This window comes from Salinimicrobium sp. CAU 1759 (genome assembly GCF_054482715.1).
The window spans coordinates 697,096-716,315 of the sequence record NZ_JBTLRK010000001.1; the positions used below are offsets into that span (position 1 = coordinate 697,096).

13 protein-coding genes are annotated in these 19,220 nt (G+C 41.6%); 10 read left to right on the top strand and 3 right to left on the bottom strand.

Going from position 1 to position 19,220, the window contains the following annotated elements; genetic code table 11:
* The first annotated feature begins 8 nt into the window (after positions 1 to 8).
* The 6 genes from ACXYMT_RS03200 (at position 9) to ACXYMT_RS03225 (ending at position 9,612) form a co-directional block, all read left to right on the top strand.
* Positions 9 to 1,253: a peptidoglycan DD-metalloendopeptidase family protein gene (locus ACXYMT_RS03200; protein ID WP_459057641.1), complete on the top strand. Its 1,245-nt coding sequence runs from the start codon at positions 9 to 11 to the stop codon at positions 1,251 to 1,253.
* The gene (gene pgi / locus ACXYMT_RS03205; protein ID WP_459057642.1) at positions 1,253 to 2,887 is read left to right on the top strand and encodes a glucose-6-phosphate isomerase; all 1,635 of its coding nucleotides are present in this window, start codon (positions 1,253 to 1,255) and stop codon (positions 2,885 to 2,887) included. Before ACXYMT_RS03200 ends, pgi begins: the two co-directional genes overlap by 1 nt.
* Before the next feature lie 186 nt (positions 2,888 to 3,073).
* A complete protein-coding gene (locus tag ACXYMT_RS03210) occupies positions 3,074 to 5,611 on the top strand; it encodes a TonB-dependent receptor (protein ID WP_459057643.1) in 2,538 nt (845 codons plus the stop codon).
* Positions 5,612 to 5,622: 11 nt separating this feature from the next.
* Positions 5,623 to 7,344: a hypothetical protein gene (locus tag ACXYMT_RS03215; protein ID WP_459057644.1), complete on the top strand. Its 1,722-nt coding sequence runs from the start codon at positions 5,623 to 5,625 to the stop codon at positions 7,342 to 7,344.
* A gap of 97 nt (positions 7,345 to 7,441) precedes the next feature.
* Positions 7,442 to 9,082, top strand: coding sequence for an Ig-like domain-containing protein (locus tag ACXYMT_RS03220; protein ID WP_459057645.1), 1,641 nt, complete (start codon positions 7,442 to 7,444; stop codon positions 9,080 to 9,082).
* A gap of 89 nt (positions 9,083 to 9,171) precedes the next feature.
* Complete coding sequence (locus ACXYMT_RS03225; protein ID WP_459057646.1) at positions 9,172 to 9,612, top strand: hypothetical protein; 441 nt, start codon at positions 9,172 to 9,174, stop codon at positions 9,610 to 9,612.
* Here the strand turns inward: ACXYMT_RS03225 and ACXYMT_RS03230 are convergent.
* Complete coding sequence (locus tag ACXYMT_RS03230; protein WP_459057647.1) at positions 9,609 to 10,670, bottom strand: endonuclease/exonuclease/phosphatase family protein; 1,062 nt, start codon at positions 10,668 to 10,670, stop codon at positions 9,609 to 9,611. The two genes, ACXYMT_RS03225 and ACXYMT_RS03230, sit on opposite strands and share 4 nt — an antisense overlap.
* Positions 10,671 to 10,764: 94 nt before the next feature.
* On the opposite strand from ACXYMT_RS03230, the gene ACXYMT_RS03235 reads away from it, so the two are divergent.
* The 4 genes from ACXYMT_RS03235 to ACXYMT_RS03250 all read left to right on the top strand — a co-directional run bounded on the left by ACXYMT_RS03235 (position 10,765) and on the right by ACXYMT_RS03250 (position 17,070).
* Positions 10,765 to 13,572, top strand: a complete 2,808-nt coding sequence (locus ACXYMT_RS03235) for a carboxypeptidase-like regulatory domain-containing protein (RefSeq protein WP_459057648.1) — start codon at positions 10,765 to 10,767, stop codon at positions 13,570 to 13,572.
* Between the two features lie 2 nt (positions 13,573 to 13,574).
* Complete coding sequence (locus ACXYMT_RS03240) at positions 13,575 to 14,966, top strand: DUF5689 domain-containing protein (RefSeq protein WP_459057649.1); 1,392 nt, start codon at positions 13,575 to 13,577, stop codon at positions 14,964 to 14,966.
* A gap of 53 nt (positions 14,967 to 15,019) precedes the next feature.
* Positions 15,020 to 15,424 (top strand): hypothetical protein, encoded by a 405-nt coding sequence (locus ACXYMT_RS03245; protein WP_459057650.1) that lies wholly within the window; start codon positions 15,020 to 15,022, stop codon positions 15,422 to 15,424.
* 92 nt (positions 15,425 to 15,516) lie between these two features.
* A complete protein-coding gene (locus tag ACXYMT_RS03250; protein ID WP_459057651.1) occupies positions 15,517 to 17,070 on the top strand; it encodes an NAD(P)/FAD-dependent oxidoreductase in 1,554 nt (517 codons plus the stop codon).
* A 63-nt stretch (positions 17,071 to 17,133) separates the two neighbouring features.
* Here the strand turns inward: ACXYMT_RS03250 and ACXYMT_RS03255 are convergent, their stop codons facing one another.
* Positions 17,134 to 17,862 (bottom strand): hypothetical protein, encoded by a 729-nt coding sequence (locus ACXYMT_RS03255; protein ID WP_459057652.1) that lies wholly within the window; start codon positions 17,860 to 17,862, stop codon positions 17,134 to 17,136.
* Positions 17,863 to 17,904: 42 nt separating this feature from the next.
* Positions 17,905 to 19,134: a GTPase HflX gene (gene hflX / locus ACXYMT_RS03260; protein ID WP_459057653.1), complete on the bottom strand. Its 1,230-nt coding sequence runs from the start codon at positions 19,132 to 19,134 to the stop codon at positions 17,905 to 17,907.
* Positions 19,135 to 19,220 lie beyond the last annotated feature (86 nt).

The window sequence follows — 19,220 nt, forward strand, 5'->3', positions numbered from 1 at the left end:
TTATAAGAGTGAAAAGATTTAGTTACCTGCTAATGTTGATGATGGTTATTACTGCATGTAATAACAAAGAGGAAAATCCTGAAATAGCCGCTAACATAAGCGAAGTGAAAGCGCCGGCAATTATCAAGGAATATGGATTTGTGCTTAATGATTATGAGGTGGTGCGGGATACTATCCGGTCCGGAGATAGCTTTGGGCTTCTGTTAGGTAGCCACGGAGTAGACCCAAATAAGATCTTTGAAATTGTCAACAAAGTTAAGGATACCTTCAACCCGAGGAAAATTGTAATTGGGAAACCTTATACTATTCTTAAAGAAAGGGATTCGGCTCAAACTCCAAAAGCGTTCATTTATGAAAATGATATCATCAACTATACCGTAGTTGATCTTCGTGATAGTATCTCTGTTTATACGGCTAAAAAGCCTGTCACAGTGACGAAAAAGACTGTATCGGGAATAATAACTTCCAGTCTTACAGAGTCAATTCAGGATGCCGGTCTCAGTTATCTTATCTCTCATGAAATGAGCAATATATATCAGTGGAGTATAGACTTCTTCAGGTTACAAAAAGGGGACAGGTTTAAACTGGTTTACAATGAAAGGTACATTAACGATACGATATATGCCGGAATAGAAAACATAGAGGCGGCAGTATTCTACCATCAGGAAAAGCCTTATTATGCTTTTAGTTTTATGGCCGATTCAGTTGCGGGTTCCCGTGATTATTACGATGAAAAAGCCCGCCCGCTCCAAAGTTTCTTTCTAAAAGCGCCATTAGATTATAAGAGAATCTCCTCACGATTTAGCCCACGTAGATTTCATCCGGTGCAAAAGCGCTGGAAGGCGCATAAGGGAACCGACTACGCTGCAAACCATGGTACCCCAATCTGGAGTACGGCAAACGGGGTAGTGATCGCTTCTTCCTATACTGCCGGAAACGGAAACTATGTAAAGGTCAAGCACAATGATACCTATACTACTCAATACCTGCACATGTCGAAAAGGGCAGTAAAACAAGGGCAGCGGGTAAAACAGGGTGACATCATTGGGTATGTTGGAAGTACCGGTTTGGCGACGGGACCTCACGTTTGTTACCGCTTCTGGAAAAATGGCGTGCAGGTTGATCCCTTTAGACAAAATCTTCCTGCGGCGGAGCCAATAGAAGATAAATACATTCCTTCATATTTCGCTGCCATAGAGCCTTTGAAAGATGAGCTGAATAGAATAGAATTTCAAGATAAAGAAGCAATTTAATGACTAATACCAACCCAACCAATACTAAAGCCTGGGAGAAACTCCAGGCTCATTTTTCTAAAGTAAAATCTTTGAACTTAAAGGAAGAGTTCAAAAAGGATCCTAAAAGAGCCGATGCTTTTACGCTTCAATGGGAAGATCTTTATGTAGACTACAGCAAAAACATTATAACTGAAGAAACTAAAAACCTGCTTACCGAACTTGCAAATGAAGCTGGTTTAAAGAAGTCTATAAATGCCCTTTTTGAGGGGGAAGAAATTAACAGGACCGAAGGTCGTGCAGTGCTTCATACTGCTTTAAGAGCACAAAAAAATACTGAAGTAAAGGTTGAGGGAGAGAATGTCATACCTGAAGTTTTTGAGGTAAAGGAAAAGATAAAGAACTTTTGTTACTCAGTAATTACAGGGGCAAAAAAGGGATTTACAGGCAAGGCTTTTACCGATGTTGTTAATATTGGAATCGGAGGGTCAGATCTTGGTCCCGTCATGGTAACAGAAGCTTTGGAGTACTATAAAAATCATCTTAAGGTGCATTTCGTTTCCAATGTGGACGGCGACCACGTACAGGAAGTGATCAAGGATCTTAATCCTGAAACCACTTTGTTCGTGATTGTCTCCAAATCATTTTCTACCCAGGAGACTCTTGCTAATTCTACTACAATTAGAAAATGGTTCACGAAAAAAGCGCCGGCTGATGCTGTTGCCAAACATTTTGTTGCTGTTTCCAGTAACGTAAAAGCTGTAGAAGAGTTTGGAATTGAAGCTGAAAATATTTTCCCCATGTGGGACTGGGTGGGCGGCCGCTTTTCTCTTTGGAGTGCAGTAGGGCTTTCCATTAGTCTTTCGGTTGGTTATGATAATTTCGAATCCCTTCTTGAAGGGGCGCGTAGGATGGATAAGCACTTTAAGCAGACGGAATTTGAAAAAAATATTCCGGTGCAACTGGCACTTTTGACCATCTGGTACAACAACTTTTTTAAAGCTGAAACTCAGGCGGTAATTCCATATACACAGTATCTTCATAGATTTCCGGCTTATTTGCAGCAGGCGATCATGGAAAGTAACGGCAAAGGCGTAGATCGCGACGGAAATGAAACTACTTACCAAACCGGAAATATAGTTTGGGGAGAGCCGGGAACCAATTCACAGCATGCTTTCTTCCAGTTGATCCACCAGGGAACAAAATTAATTCCGGCAGATTTTATTGGGTTCAAGAGATCTTTACATAAAGAAAAAGAACATCACGATAAATTAATGGCCAATTTCTTCGCCCAGACAGAGGCATTGCTTCAGGGGAAGACTTCCGAAGAAGTAAAGGAAGAGCTCGATGCTAAGAAAATGGATCCGGAACAAGTTAGAGAATTGTTGCCTTTTAAAATTTTTAAAGGAAATAATCCTACCACTACAATCCTGTTCGACAAGCTTACACCCGAGAGTTTGGGGAAGCTTATTGCGCTTTACGAACACCAGATCTTTGTTCAGGGAATTATCTGGAATATATACAGTTATGATCAATGGGGGGTGGAATTAGGGAAGCAGCTTGCGACCACAATTCTTAACGAAATTGAAAAAAATGACGTTGGTTCGCACGATTCTTCAACTTCCAGTTTGTTAAAATTTTATCTTCAACAGTGACAGGCTGTTAAGTATTTTTAGGCCTCAAGAAATAACCCACTGATAGTCAGTGGGTTATTTGTTATTATATAGTATGGTGTAACTAGCTGGTGCTGTGGATAATTCTTAACCTTTAGTTAAAGGATAATTTAGAAGAAAATCGTTCTTTTGCATCAACTTTTTAAACACAAACTAACAAATTACACAATGAGGAAATTTTTAGCATTAGCGTTTTTCTTAACGTCGGCTACAATTTTTGCACAAGGGGTCGTTACCGGAACGGTGATCGATTCTGAAATGGATGCACCGCTACCGGGTGCTAACGTACTGGTAGTCGGAACCCAGGCAGGTGGGATGACCGATTTTGGCGGAAAGTTTAGCATTGAAACTGATCGTTCTGCCGGTTTTATTGAAATAAGCTACGTAGGATTTGAAAAGCTTCGTGTGCCTTTTTCAGTAACAGGTGGTCAAACTGTTGATCTTGGCCGTCTTCTTGTAACTCCAGATGCAGATGCATTGGAAGAAGTGATCATTACAACTTATTCTATCGCAATTGATAGAAAAACACCAGTTGCAGTTTCAACCATTAAGGCTGAAACAATTGAGCAGAGACTGGGGAATCAGGAATTTCCTGAGATCCTAAAGTCAACTCCAGGGGTTTATGCTACTAAAGGTGGTGGTGGTTTTGGTGATGCTGAAATTCGCTTAAGAGGATTTGATTCAGAAAACATTGCCGTAATGATCAATGGAATTCCAGTTAACGACATGGAAAATGGTCGTGTTTACTGGAGTAACTGGGCTGGTCTATCAGACGTTACAAGATTTATGCAGGTACAAAGAGGTCTTGGTGCTGCAAAAGTAGCAGTTCCCTCTATAGGTGGAACTATCAATATTGTAACAAAAACAACCGACGTTGAAGAGGGTGGTAGTGTTTTAACTACTGTAGGTAATGACGGTTATAATAAGTTTGGAGCAACCTTATCAACCGGGAAACTGGAAAGTGGATGGGCAGCTACAGTATCTGCATCTCGTACAACCGGGGATGGATACGTTGACGGAACAGAATTTGATGGGTTTTCTTACTTTTTGAACGTTGCAAAGGAGATAGGGGAAGACCATGAACTTTCTTTTACTGCTTTTGGAGCTAAGCAAAGACATGGTCAGCGTCAAACTGCTTTACCTGTTGAGGTTTACAGACAGGCAGAGAGTGGGACAAGATTTAATCAGGATTGGGGTTATTTAAATGGAGAAGTACTTCATATTGAAGATAACTTCTTTCATAAGCCGCAGCTTTCATTAAATCATTACTGGGATATTTCTGATAACACTAAGCTTTCTACTGTGGCTTATGCATCATTCGGTTCCGGTGGTGGTGGTGGTTTCGGTGGTATAAACGCTGAAGCCAGAGCTAAATTTGGACTTGAATCTCCTTATCGATTAGGATTTCTTCAGCCATTAGATGTTAATGAATTGGTTGATGATAATATTGCCCGTGGAGCTCTTGGTTCTGAAACCTGGTTAAGAGCATCAAGAAACAATCACGAGTGGTATGGAGTTTTGTCAACAATATCATCAGAAGTTATTGAAGACCTTGAAATAACCGGAGGTTTGGATGTGAGATATTATGAAGGAGAACACTTTACCGAGGTTACTGATCTTCTTGGGGGACAATATGTCTTTGATGACAACAATGTAAACAACCCAAATAATGCTGCGCGTGTTGGAGATAAAATCAGCTATTATAATGATGGTCTTGTAGGATGGCTTGGTGGATTTGGTCAGGCAGAATATTCAGTAGGACCACTTTCTACTTTTATTAACCTTGCGGCTTCCAATACTTCCTATAAGAGAATTGACTACTTCCAATATCAGGAAGGAAATCAGGAGACTGAATGGGTAGATTTCTTTGGATACAGTGCAAAGGGTGGTGCTAACTACAACTTAACTGATACTCATAATGTTTTTGCAAACGTAGGGTACTTTGAAAAAGCACCTTTTATGAACGCCGTATTTCTTAACTTTACTAATGATATTAATGAGGACGCAGAAAACCAAAAGGTCTTCAGCGCAGAGCTAGGTTATGGTTATAGAAGCCCGAATTTCAGGGTGGATCTTAACCTTTACCGAACTGAATGGAATGATAAGACTCTTACTCAAACATTCCAAAGACAGGATGGAACATTTGGTTCTGCAAACATTTTGGGTGTAAATGCGCTTCACCAGGGAGTTGAACTTGAGGTAAGCTATCGTCCAATGGAAAATCTAACCTTGAATGGTATGGCTTCTTTTGGAGACTGGACATGGCAAAACGATATTGAAGGAGTGCCAATCTTTGATGAATTCCAGGAGCAGATAGATGAGGTTAATTTATTTATTGCCGGACTTAAAGTGGGAGGTTCAGCACAAACAACCTTCGCTGCCGGAGCAGACTATGAGGTAATTGAAGGTACTGAGTTGCGAGTAAACTGGAACTATTTTGATGATCTATATGCAGATTTTGATCCTGAAACAAGGAGCACGAGAGATCTAGGACAATCAGACGCTGTTCCTGCTTTTGGTCTTGTCGATTTTGGAGTAGCTCATGATTTCGATTTTGGAGGATTTGAAGCAACTCTTATAGGTAACGTTAATAATGTCTTTGATACAGAGTACATCTCCGTTGCAAGAGATCGAGGTGTTGATGCGCCCCAGGTTTTTTATGGCTTTGGAAGAACATTTACAGTTGGAGCAAAACTTAACTTTTAAAAAAATTAAAAATGAAGAAGTCAGTTTATTATTTAATGTTTCTTATGGGTGTGCTGCTCACTGGGTGTGAGCCTATGGAGGACATCCATGAAGAAGTTGATCAACGAATAGAGAATACTCCTATAGAAGGTGTGACTGAGTATACTTTGACTGAAGAGGATTATGATGATTTGGACGTTCCTAACCAATTCAGCTCTCTTGAAGAGGCAAGTGCTTTAATTCCTCAGTTGCTTTCAGAAAAGTATCCTGTATGGGGTAATGGTTCTCTTGCCCAGGTAACCTTCAATTTAAATGCACCTAACACTCCTGAAGATCACACTGTTTCAGAGGCAGGGTATGAAGGTGTTGGTCTTGACAGAAATTATTTTACAAGCACTACAGAAATCAAGGATTACCTTGAAATGCAGTTTCCACAGGCTATGCTTAACGAATATGTTAATCTTACCTATAGAACAATTGCTGTAGAAGAAAGTTATGAGCTTACTGATGATGATTTTGAATTGATCGAAGAAGAGCTTGAAGCCGTTTATCCAGATCCTGCTTCAAGTGCAGGACGTTATGGAAACTTCGACAGAAGAGAGGGTAGAGATGCTTACTGGAGTAATGAAATGATCCTTGAAGCTCTTAATGTTGTAATGGAAGAAAATTTTTCAGGTATAGAAGGGCAAACTTATGAAGTGTCTTATGCTATTTACAACGGTAGCCCCGGAATGGAGAGCATGAAATTGCGTTACGATGGTACTTCTTATGTGCCGTTTGGCGCACAGGCTTACGATATCTCAAATTCCGATTTCGATTTTATAGGTGACGAGTTTGCTGATGTTTACCCTGATCCTGCAAGTAGTGCTGCACAATACAGCAACTTCGACAGGAGAGAAGGAAATGCTGCCTATTGGAATGAAGATATGATTCTTGAAGCTATTAACGTTCTACTTCTTGATAGATTCCCTGGAGCTGCTGAAGGTGCAAAATTTAATGTAAGCTACAGAATATATGACGGTTCTTCAGGAAGTGAGATGATGGCTGTGGTATTGAGAAATGGAGAGTATGTGATCAATGAAGAAGAAACTATTTCCACAATTATGGAAAGTAATGTTTTTGCTTTTGGAGACAACATGTGGCATATGCCATTAACACTGCCTAACGGAATATACCAAAACGAATTTGGCCAAAGATTTGGCAACTTCGGAAACGAAGCCGATGCCGGTTTTTACATTGGAAGATGGCTGGAGCCACGTTTTCCTTACGCTCAGGATGGAGACTTTGTTTCTGTTGAGTATAAGATGTACGTAGGAAGTGTTGTAACCCGCTATGCAAGCTTCGTTTATAATGAGGACGATAGAGAATGGGATTTCATTCCAACTGTAGTACCTTATACTGTTCAATTTGGTGTTGAAGATGGTGAATGGGTTGTAGACAACACTATAGTATATCAATTAGCTTCTTCAGATTATGAATACCTAAGTGAATACTTTGCAGAAGTAGAAGGTTTTGAAGATCCTGCTTGGAGTATTGGAAATTATCAAAATTTTGACAGGAGGCAAGGTACACGCAACTACTGGTCTAACGATATGCTTGTGCAGGCTATGAATGTCCTTCTAGAGGATAAGGTAGCACCTGGCGCTGAAGAAGGTCAGAAGTACCTTCTAATATTCGATATTTATGATGGTACAAATACTACAGAGCAATTACATCTTATCAAAACTAATGGTGAGTGGGTTCCTGTAAGCTAGTATGGAATAAATAATGCACAAAAACCTCTTATCTTGTATGAGAGGTTTTTGTATTTATAATCCTGCCAGACCTTGGCAGAAAATTAAAATCAGGAGAATGAAAGAAATGAAGAAAATGCTGTTTTTGAGTGCCCTGGCACTTATTATGGGATGTAGTACAGAAGATGATGGAGGAGGTGTTACACCACCCGTCGAGCCCCCGGTAGAGGAAGTTCCTGTAGCAGTAGATGATGAAGTGACAACTTCAGAAAACACTGCTATAGAAATAAGCGGGCTTATGGATAATGACACCGTTTTTGACTTTGCAAGAATTACAGATTTTGATAAGGAAACCCGAGAAGGAGGAGCAGTAACTGCAAATGGTAATGGGAGCTATATGTATGATCCTCCCAATAATTTTATTGGAGAGGACTCTTTCACCTATACCATTTGTGATAATGCGGAAACTCCTAATTGTTCTACTGCCACGGTGACCATTACGGTTACCGCTTCGTCTCCTACAGCTGTGGATGATGCTTATGAAACCCAGGAAGATAAGATCCTGAAGATCATTTCACATCTTTCAAATGATGACCTGGCCGACAATGCTGAAATAGTTTCTGTTGATCAAACGGGCACCAGGGGGACAGTAGAACTTGAGAATGACGGAGACATACTTTACACACCCGAAGAAGGTTTCGTTGGTGAAGACAGTTTTACCTACACTATTTGTGATGACGATGAAACCCCTACCTGTTCGACAGCTACAATTACCATAACCGTAATAGATGAAGGTTCACCTGTGGCTGTAAATGATGAAGTGGTGGTGCAGGTTGGTGCTACAAATGTCATTTTTGCTAATCTACTCACAAACGATAACGCTATTGATGATGCGGTCATTACTGCTGTTGAAAAGACTGGAAGTGGGTCTGTGACATTAAATGCAGATGGCACTGTATCTTATAGTACTGCAGCCGGCTTTGAAGGGGAAGATACTTTTACTTACACTATCTGTGACGACGATGAGACGCCGAGCTGTTCTACGGCAACGGTAACTGTACTTGTTGTTCAGCCGGTAACCTTTAATATTCCTGGAGATCTTCAGGACTATTATTCAGGTGCTACGCTATCTCAGGATCCAGACCTCCTAAAGTCCGAACTAGCTACCTTGACGGAAGTTCAGCACGTAAACAAGTTGGAATATTATATGCGCCACGATTATCTCTATGATGCAGACGCAAGTCTATCAGATCCTGAATATGTTGTTTTAATATATACCGGTGATCTAAGACACTGGACAGAGTATCAGGAAGGAGATGTAAGTGAAGGAGAAACTTTTAATACAGAGCACATCTATCCGCAGTCAAGATTGGCTTCAGATGAAGCAAAAAATGATATGCACCACATGAGAGTGGCCGATATTGAAATTAATTCCATGCGTTTAAACTATCCTTTTACCGAAGGTAGTGGAGATTACGAACTTATAAACGGGAACAGTTGGTATCCCGGGGATGAGTGGAAAGGTGATGTAGCCAGGATGGTGATGTATGTTCACCTGAAGTATGGCGAGCCATTCTCTGATGTTGGGAATCTTGAGATGTTCTTGAGATGGAATGTGGAGGATCCTGTTTCTGCATTTGAAATGCAGCGCCAGGAAGTGATCGAGGGAGCACAGGGTAACCGTAACCCCTTTATTGATAATCCTTTCTTTGCTACTTTGATCTGGGGTGGTCCTGAGGCAGAAAACCTCTGGGAATAATACCTCCCAAAAATGATAAAACCGCTCCATGTTTGTGGAGCGGTTTTTTTATGCAAAAAAACTATCTTTACCTGTCTAAATAAACAACCATGTACGAAACTGTTTCTTTTATCCACTCCTGGTGGGCTTATCTTGTCTTGTTGGTATTAATTATTGCAACTGTAAATTCCATTATAGGTCTTTCTTCAAAAAAAGACTACGGCGCAACAGATTTTCGCCTGGCGTTATTCACGTTAATTACGTCTCATATTCAGTTGTTGATAGGACTCGTGTTGTACTTTGTGTCGCCAAGGTTCCAGGCGTTCTTTGGTGAAGGAGGAATGGGCACCATTATGAAGGATTCAGATCTGCGTCTATATCTGGTTGAGCACCCGCTTATCATGATCATTTCCATTGTTTTGATCACTATAGGCTATTCAAAACATAAGAAGAAGCTCACGTCAAAGCCTAAGTTCAAGACACTTTCTATATTCTACGGAATTGCCCTTATTTTTGTGCTTTCGAGAATACCCTGGGCAGCCTGGTTTTAATCAATTTGTTTTGTGAGCAGGATATAGACGGGGAAGTGATCGCTAAATCCTCCCGTAAATCCTGAACTTCCAAAACTTCGGAAAGGATAATTTTTATAAGCTCCGGAGGGAGTGACCAGGAATGGTTCAATAAAAACATAGGCCCTGTAAAATGTAAATTTTGCAGGGTCTTTTTCTATCAAGGGCTTTGAGACCATGATCTGGTCAAATAGATTCCATTGATCCCGGTATGCCGAAGTACCTACTCCGGTTTTAGCAATAGAAACAAAGGGGTTATACAATCCTTTAAATTCTACCTGATCCTTTTTTGCTTTTGCACACAACAAGTTTGAAATGCTCTTATCTATAGGGTCATCATTAAAATCACCCATATTGATAATTCCTGCGTAGGGATCTATTTTTTGAAGAGAATCAATTATTTTAAGATTTAATCGGGCAGCATTCTCTCTTTTATAACTGCTGGCCTTTTCGCCTCCGCTTCGCGAAGGCCAATGATTTACTACTATATGAATTGTTTCCCCATCGAGAGTTCCGCTAACTGCCAATTGATCTCTTGTGTAGTCTCTTTTTAAAGTATTTGTTCTTTCAAAGAGGTCTAAAGAATGTTTAACTGCATTTTGAAGAGTGAAAAATTTTGAACGGTAAAGAAGTGCCACATCAATACCGCGTTCATCGGGGGAATCGAAGTGGATGATCTCATAATCATAAGGCGCCAAAAGAGGCATTTTTACAAGATCTTCAAGCACCTGCCGGTTCTCTACTTCACTTAGGCCAATAAGTACGGGAGGAGCGCCCGTATGTTCCCTGCCTATGCGGGAAATAACCTGTGAAAGGTTTTCAAGTTTATTCTGGTACAGTTCGGGTGTCCATCGGTTCTTTCCGGAAGGTGTGAAGTCTTCATCAAAGATCTGTGGATCATCCAGGGTATCAAATAGATTTTCCACATTATAGAAGGCGATACTTACCACCTTATAGTCCTTCTTTTCCTGTGACAAAACAGGCCAAAACTGAACCGTGCTCACGAGGAGAGTCAGCAGTAAAAGATATCTTATAACCACCTGATTATTATTTTGTTAAATCTGAAATGTAGCAGATTAAAGATAGAAATTTAAATGTATTATTGCGCCGTAAATGCCTCCCCTTTAATGGTATATGAAAAGAATCTTTTTAGGGAGGATATTTCTTCTCTTTTTGTTACTGCAGTGCCCTATTATAAGAGCACAAAGCATTACGGGCACTGTAATTGACGAGTTTTCTGGTCAGCCGCTGCCTGGGGTATTAGTTAAAATTTCTGGTGCGGCGATAGAACGCTATACCGACGAAAATGGAGTTTTCGATCTTTCTGAAGAACTTCCCGAGGGAGAAAACACTTTAACCCTTTCCAAAAATGCCTTTTTTGACAAACATTTTCCTGTAAAGATTTCTTCTGAAGTTATCGACCTGGGAATAATCACCCTAAAACCTGATCTGCCCGAAATGCAGCAGCAAATGACGGTTATTTCTCTTGAAGAAAACGAGCTGGATGAAGAGGACGGAAGTTCGGCTAACATTTCCGGATTATTGCAAGCTTCACGGGACGTATTTCTCAATGCTGCGGCTTATGACTTCAGCCCTACCTTCTTCAGGCCTCGCGGTTATGACAGTGAATATTCAAAAGTGCTCATCAATGGAGTGGAAATGAATAAATTTTTTACCGGCAGGCCTCTTTGGAGCAACTGGGGAGGTTTAAATGATGTACAACGAAATCAGGAATTCACCTACGGCACCCTGCCTTCAGAATCTTCTTTTGGCGGTCCGGCGGGTACAACTAATATAGTAATGAGAGCTTCTCAATATCCTAACGGAGGTAAGTTCTCTTATGCGACTGCGAACAGGTCATATTCGGGAAGGGCAATGGCGAGTTACCACAGCGGTTTACTTCCTTCAGGATGGGCTTATTCCCTATCGATGTCGAAAAGGTTTGGCAGTGAAGGTTATGTGGAAGGTACTTCTTATGACGCCACTTCTTTTTTTACTTCAGTAGAAAAAAAGATTGACGACTCGCACAGTCTTAACTTCACAGTCGTCTATACTCCTGTCAGCGTAGGGAAGAGTTCACCTGTTTCCGAAGAAGTAGCTGCACTAAAAGGGCAAAAATATAATTCCTACTGGGGTTGGGATAAAGGAGAGATTAGAAATTCCCGAATAAGAGAAGTGCAGGAACCTATTCTGATGCTCAACCACACCTGGTCTTTAAATAATGATCTGAAGATAAACTCTAATGTGGCTTATCAATTCGGAAAAGTTAGCAACAGCAGAATCGATTATGGAGGCAGCCGTCTATACTCCAGTGCCGGCAGTGAAGAGATCCTCATAGGCGGCGGCAGTAATCCCGATCCATCTTATTACCAGAATTTGCCTTCCTACCACTTACGTAATACATATGCACCCGATTATCGCGCTGCTTTTTTGGCAGAACAGGATTTCAGGAAGAATGGACAGCTTAAGTGGGAAGACCTTTACCGTGCCAACCAAACTTCAATGACTGCAGGAGGTAATGCCATTTATGCTCTTTATGAGGATAGGAATGATGATCGACAGATTTCCGGAAGTTCAAATTTCAGGTATCAGTGGAATACACTAGTCGTCCTATCAGGCGGAGTTGCATATCGCCAGCTTCAAAGTGAAAATTTTGCTTCGGTGCTGGATCTGTTTGGAGCGGTTAATTTTCTTGACGTAGTTCCATTTTCGTCAGGTTTTGAAGCACAGAACGATCTCCAAAATCCTAACCAAATGGTTTCCAAAAATGACAAATTCAAGTATAATTATATACTTGATGCTAATACCGGCAGTGGTTTCCTTCAGGCAGAGTTCAATTTCAAAAGAATGGAATACTATGTCGCTGCGCAAGGATCGGGAACCTCTTTTCAACGCACCGGGATCTTCCAGAATGGTAATTTTCCGGAGAATTCTTTAGGCGAAAGCAGAGTACTCAACTTTGGAAATTACGGAGCAAAATCAGGACTGACATATAAAATGAGTGGCAGGCATTACTTCAGTGCTAATCTGGCTCATTTTACCAAACCACCAGGACTTCGCAACAGTTTTTCAAATGTGCGCCAAAACAATGATGCTGTTCTTGGTCTCAACAATGAAAAGATCTTTACTGCCGATGCTGGCTACAATATTCGTACTCCCTTTCTTACAGGAAGACTTACGGGATTTTACGGAGAATTCCGGGACATTACAGAGGTCTCATTCTTCTACGCCGATGGGATCACAGGATCTGCACGAGAAGTTAGCAATGCTTTCGTGCAGGAGATCCTTACGGGAATTGGCAAAAGGCATATGGGTATAGAATTCGGATTTGAGGTGCCACTCAACAATACACTCAAATTACGTTCAGCAGGCTCATTTGGAAAATATATATTTCATAAAGATCCCGAAGTATATCTTACCTCTGACGACTTTCCGGAAGCAAGGCAAATGGGAAGATCTTCTTTAAAGAATTATCATATTCCCGGAGGTCCTCAACAAGCCCTACAGGCAGGTTTTGAATACAGGGACCCAGCCTACTGGTGGATCTCTGCTTCAGCAAATTTCTTTTCAAAGGCTTTTGTTGATGTAGCGCCTCTCGCCAGAACGCGAAATTTTTATACAGATGTAGATGGATTCCCAATTGTTGGATACCATGAAAAAGTAGCCTCACAACTGCTGAAGCAGGAAGAATTTCAAGGTTACATGCTTGTCAATATGGTAGGCGGTAAATCCTGGAGGTTAAAGAACAGGTTTGTGGGAATATTTGGCAGTCTTAATAACATTCTCGATACGGTTTATAAAACCGGAGGCTACGAACAATCACGAAATGTCAATTACAGCTTACTCAAGGCCGACATGGAAAGAGAGCAGCCTTTATTTGGTTCTAAATACTGGTTTGGCACCGGTACAACCTATTACGCTCACGTTTATTATAGATTCTAAAAATGAAGAGGATTTTACCATTTTTGAGCCTGCTGCTTTTCGCAGGTTGTGCACCCGAGGATGACCATGAGACAAGCGGTGCAGTTGCCGATCTGGCACTGGAGACCAATATTGATCTTGAGGCTGTACTGGGAAGGTTCTATCAGGATCAGGATAAGATTTTGACCTTTGAAGAGGACCTGGTTATGGAGGCATATGTGGTCTCGAGTGATGAAGCAGGTAATTTTTATAAAGAACTGATTGTTCAAAATACCAAGCACAATCCAACTGCAGGAGTAACCATTAAGCTGAACATGAATTCCTATTACCAGTTCTATAACTTCGGAAGAAAGATCTACATCAACCTGAAAGGTCTTAGTGTAGGTAATGTTAATGGAGTTGCTGCTCTTGGAGTTGGCGAGGGTAATCGGGTAATCAATATTCCACAGCCGCGGATCTCCTACCATCTTACGAGAAGTGCAGAAGTTGCGGAGATTGTTCCGAAGATTATTACGGCTTCAGAATTCAGCGATGAACTTGAGAATATTTACGTTCAGATCAATAATGTCCAATTTAATAAACTGCTGGTCGACTCAAATAATATAGCAACCTATGCCGCCGAATCCAATGATGAATATGACGGTGAAAGGTTGCTTGAAAGTTGTTCCGGAGATTTTCCGTTCATTCTTAGCACCAGTACCTATGCAGATTTTTCCGGGTTGAAACTACCCGCGGGTTCAGGAAATATTAGAGGTATCCTAACTCGTGATTATTTCGACGACTTTTATACTGTTTATGTCAACTATCCGGGAGACGTGAATCTAAACCAGAATTCCAGATGTGATCCTGGATTCGTTCATTGTGGGCTTGGGAATAAGACAGGTTCTAAAATTCTTTTTGAGGATGACTTTAGTGCTCTAAAGAACAACAAACCTGTAGAAGGGAAGGGATGGAAGAACTTTGTTCAGGAAGGTTCCCGTCTCTGGGAAGCTTATTCTTCTACAGGTGCCAATGCTTCTTTGGGAAAATCGGCCAGGATGCGTCCTGCCGGTTCTGGCGATAATCGAAGTATAAGTTGGTTGATCACACCCAGGATCAATTTTGATACTAACAGCGGAGAAGTGCTTTCTTTTAAAACTTCCACAAGTTTTGCAAATGGCAGCTTTTTGGATGTATTAATTTCCACCGATTGGGATGGAATGGAAGAGAACCTGCTTAAGATGGAGTGGAAAATACTCTCTGCAGCCACCATTGCGCAAAATAATGATCATTTTGGTGACTGGATCCCCGCCGGGTTAGTAGATCTCTCTTGTGTTGAAGGCAAGGGATATATAGCCTTTCGGTACACCGGCAGTGACCATTCTTATTATAACGGGGTATATGAGCTTGACGACGTAATTATTTCTGCAGATTAAGAAGATCTTCAGGGAGCAGTAAAATTGCTACATTAGAGGAATTAGGTTTAAATATGGATTTACTATCACCAGCCAGGCTTAGCATACTATTAATGGCCATCCTTGTGCCCGATCTCTCAAAGTTTTCTTCTGAACAGGATGAAAGCCATCTTATCCGGGGAACCTGGATGATCAAAGATGAACCCGAAAACCTGTGGTCTTTCACGTCTACAGAATGTCATTGGATCATAGATGGAAAAACCTCTAGGAAGTTCAATTATAAAATTTCAAGGGAAACTTCTCCGAGTGGCCTTGAACATCATTATTTAGATCTTTTTCCGTTAAACCAGAAAGATACCCTTGTCAGTCACAGTTATGCAATTAACAGCCTGGGGTCAGATAAAATGACCCTGGAAGTTATGGAGCCAAAGCTTAGTTATATTCATTTCGTAAGACTAAGAACGACAGGAAAGGATTAGGAGTTGCTATTGCCGAATCTTCGGCTATGCTGAAAATTACTAAAGAGCATTAAAAGGGATAAAGTCTATCTTTGCAGCAAAATTAGATCTGCGTGCAAAAAGAATTCTCTTTACAAGTATCTCCTGAAACTGCTGGTAATGCCGAAGCTTTGAAACATCACCTGTCGCGTGAGAAAGGTCTTCCTTTTTCTGAAATGCGACATGTGGAGGTAATAAAAAGAAGTATAGATGCGCGGCAAAAGAAGGTGAAAATAAACCTGAAGCTCAATGTCTATCTAAGTGAAGATTTTGAGGAAGTAAAGATAAACACTCCCCGGTATAGAGATGTTTCCAGTGAGGAAGCTGTCATTATTGTCGGGGCAGGACCCGCCGGTCTTTTTGCCGCTTTGAGGTGCATTGAGTTGGGGAAGAAGCCAATTATGATCGAAAGGGGAAAGGATGTCCGGGCCCGGCGTAGAGACCTTAAAAAACTAAATATTGAGCACGTCGTTAATGAAGATTCCAATTATTGTTTTGGAGAGGGTGGTGCCGGTACATATTCTGACGGTAAACTCTACACCCGAAGTAAAAAGCGGGGAGACGTAAATAGAATTCTTGAGCTGTTAGTGGCTTTTGGAGCAACAAAGCAGATCCTTGTGGAGGCTCATCCTCATATAGGCACGAATAAGTTACCCGCAATTATCCAGGATATCACCCAGGCTATTATAGAGCATGGCGGGGAAGTTCTATTTAATTCTCGTGTTGTGGATATTCTGGTGAGAAATGACGAAGTTGAAGGTGTTCTCCTAAAGGACGGTAGAAATATAGGTGCCAAAAAAGTCATTTTAGCCACCGGTCATTCAGCCCGGGATATTTTTGAACTACTTTACGAAAAGAACATTCAAATTGAGGCTAAGCCATTTGCACTGGGAGTGAGGGTAGAGCATCCACAGGCATTGATAGACAAGATACAATACCACACAGATAATAGAGGCGAATTTTTACCGCCTTCTTCATACAGCATTGTAAAGCAGGTAGGAGGCAGGGGAGTTTACTCCTTTTGTATGTGCCCCGGAGGGATCATAGCACCTTGTGCCACATCACCAGGTGAGATCGTGACCAATGGCTGGTCTCCAAGTAAAAGGGATCAGGCGACTGCAAACTCGGGAATTGTGGTGGAAATAAAACCTTCAGATTTTGCCATTTTTGGAGACTCTCCTCTGGCAGCACTAAGATTTCAGCAGGAAGTTGAAAAGAAAGCCTGGGTGGCCGGTGGTAAAACTCAGACAGCACCCGCACAAAGGCTGGTTGATTTTAGTAACGGAAAAATTTCAGCTGATCTGCCTCACAGTTCTTATACGCCGGGAATTGTTTCAGCTGATCTTGGAGAAGTGCTACCCGGTTTTGTGCATAAAAGCCTTCAGAAGGGGTTTATGGAATTTGGAAAGAGCATGAAAGGTTACTTTACGAATGAAGCTGTAGTCCATGCTACCGAATCCAGAACATCTTCACCGGTTCGCATTCCGAGGGATCGAGTGACTCTTGAGCATGTACAAATAAAAGGTTTGTATCCATGCGGGGAAGGAGCAGGTTATGCCGGCGGAATTGTTTCGGCTGCTATTGATGGTGAAAAGTGTGCGGAAAAGGCTGTGCTGGCAATGAAATAAAAAAGACCTCAGAGGTTTTAAAAACCCATGAGGTCTGGTAAAGATCATTTAACTGAACTGTTTTTATTTTTTGTAAGCTTCTCTATACGGAGACCAGATCTCATATATTGGATCTCCTTTTGAGCTTTTTCCGCTGTGATGCCACTCTCCGTTCTTTACCTCATAGTCGAAATCAAGGCTGGCGCCTACGCGGCTGTCATCCCGTGAAAAGAATTCGATGTTTTCAATATATTTTCCGTCCTCAGCAGTGTAGGTCCCGCCTCCGGTGCCAAAAAATTCTCCGGAACCTGAGTTAAAAGCCACCCATTGAAATCTGTCACCGCCAAGGATCTTGATAGTTCTTCTCGCTCCGGGAGTGCTGCGATTGAGTTCGCCATCCCTTTGTCTGCCTGTGATCACCCAATTTCCGGAAAGGTCATTCGTGTCATCTGATATCTTTTTCCAGGTATAAGTGCTGCCATCGTCGGCCGTGAGAATGAGCATATTTTGCTGTATCTCAGCAGGCTCAAAAACGCGGGTTTTCCCAAGCATTTCTGTGTCCTGTGTGTCAAAATCATAGGATTCACTATAGGAACCATTTAGAGTGAATTCCCCTCCGGTAGCGCTTATAAATTTGTTCGTTCCTTTTTCGCGGGTGCCCTGGGCAAAATAGTCGTCCATGTAGATCCTTACTGTCTCCCGGTCATTGACAGGTTGATCGTTGATCTCCATAAGTTGCCAGGATCCCTCAAGATCCTGTGCGGTTGCCATTGTAAAGAACAACAGCAATGGTAACAGAAGTAGAGTTTTCATATTCAGTGATTTATAGCTGAACTAAAATACTGAATTTTTTAATTATTCCTCCTCTTCTCCATCGCCATAAGTGTCATATTCAGGGTAAAGGAAATTGTTATATGGGAAGCGGGTAATGTGGATCTCGCGAACAGCTTCGTAGACTTTCTTCCTGAATTCTTCCAGGTTCTCTTTGTTGAGTGCCGAAATAAAAAGCACATTATCCCCTAGGCGGTTCATCCAGGTATTCTCCCATTCGGCTAAGGTGTTATGGGAACTTGTTTTTTCGGTCATCAGGTCATCCTCGTCGATCTTTTCAGCTTCATAGGCATCGATCTTATTGAAGACCATAAGGGTTGGTTTCTCGGCACTTTTGATCTCGGCCAGGATCTGGTTTACAGAAGCGATATGATCCTCAAATTGGGGATGCGAAATATCTACCACGTGCAGTAACAGGTCTGCTTCGCGCACTTCATCTAATGTGGATTTGAAGGACTCTACCAGCTGAGTAGGAAGTTTTCTAATGAATCCTACGGTATCGGTTAGCAGAAAAGGGAGGTTACGAATTACCACTTTTCGCACTGTAGTGTCAAGAGTGGCAAAAAGTTTATTTTCGGCAAAGACTTTACTCTTACTAATCACGTTCATTAAAGTGGATTTCCCTACGTTGGTATAACCCACCAAAGCCACTCTCACCAGTTGACCGCGGTTACCGCGCTGTACTTCCATTTGCTTGTCAATAGTCTCGAGTTTCTTTTTCAAAAGGGAGATCTTATCGCGAACAATACGACGGTCTGTCTCGATCTCTGTTTCTCCGGGTCCTCTCATTCCAATACCTCCACGCTGTCTTTCAAGGTGAGTCCACATCCCGGCAAGGCGTGGCAGGAGATATTGATATTGGGCTAACTCCACCTGCGTTCGGGCATAGCTTGTAGTTGCACGCTGAGCAAAAATGTCTAGAATAAGATTGGTTCTGTCAAGAACTTTACAGTTGAGTACCCGCTCAATGTTCTTTTGCTGGGCCGGAGAAAGTTCATCGTCAAAAATGGCAGTTCCTACTTCGTTCTCACTTATGTAGTTCCGGACTTCCTCCATTTTTCCAGATCCAATAAAAGTTTTTGGATCTGGCCGCTCCATTTTTTGGGTATAGCGCTTTACCACCTCACCGCCTGCGGTATAGGTCAGGAATTCAAGTTCGTTAAGGTATTCTTCAAGCTTTTCTTCATTCTGTTCCCGGGTGATGATCCCGATCAACACTACTTTCTCGTATTCAAGATTGTTCTTTTCTAGCATAAAATTCTTCCTATTGAAACAAAGTTACATAAATCCATAGTACAAGAGGTAAGGGTAAGAGCCTTGAGATCTTAAAGCTTCCCCAA

What these genes read in the sequence shown, in the direction of transcription:
- ACXYMT_RS03210 (WP_459057643.1), top strand. Translation starts at nt 3,074, where the DNA reads ATGAGGAAATTTTTAGCATTAGCGTTTTTCTTAACGTCGGCTACAATT.
- ACXYMT_RS03235 (WP_459057648.1), top strand. Translation starts at nt 10,765, where the DNA reads ATGAAAAGAATCTTTTTAGGGAGGATATTTCTTCTCTTTTTGTTACTG.
- ACXYMT_RS03225 (WP_459057646.1), top strand. Translation starts at nt 9,172, where the DNA reads ATGTACGAAACTGTTTCTTTTATCCACTCCTGGTGGGCTTATCTTGTC.
- ACXYMT_RS03220 (WP_459057645.1), top strand. Translation starts at nt 7,442, where the DNA reads ATGAAAGAAATGAAGAAAATGCTGTTTTTGAGTGCCCTGGCACTTATT.
- ACXYMT_RS03215 (WP_459057644.1), top strand. Translation starts at nt 5,623, where the DNA reads ATGAAGAAGTCAGTTTATTATTTAATGTTTCTTATGGGTGTGCTGCTC.
- pgi (WP_459057642.1), top strand. Translation starts at nt 1,253, where the DNA reads ATGACTAATACCAACCCAACCAATACTAAAGCCTGGGAGAAACTCCAG.
- hflX (WP_459057653.1), bottom strand. Translation starts at nt 19,134, where the DNA reads ATGCTAGAAAAGAACAATCTTGAATACGAGAAAGTAGTGTTGATCGGG.
- ACXYMT_RS03255 (WP_459057652.1), bottom strand. Translation starts at nt 17,862, where the DNA reads ATGAAAACTCTACTTCTGTTACCATTGCTGTTGTTCTTTACAATGGCA.
- ACXYMT_RS03240 (WP_459057649.1), top strand. Translation starts at nt 13,575, where the DNA reads ATGAAGAGGATTTTACCATTTTTGAGCCTGCTGCTTTTCGCAGGTTGT.
- ACXYMT_RS03245 (WP_459057650.1), top strand. Translation starts at nt 15,020, where the DNA reads ATGGATTTACTATCACCAGCCAGGCTTAGCATACTATTAATGGCCATC.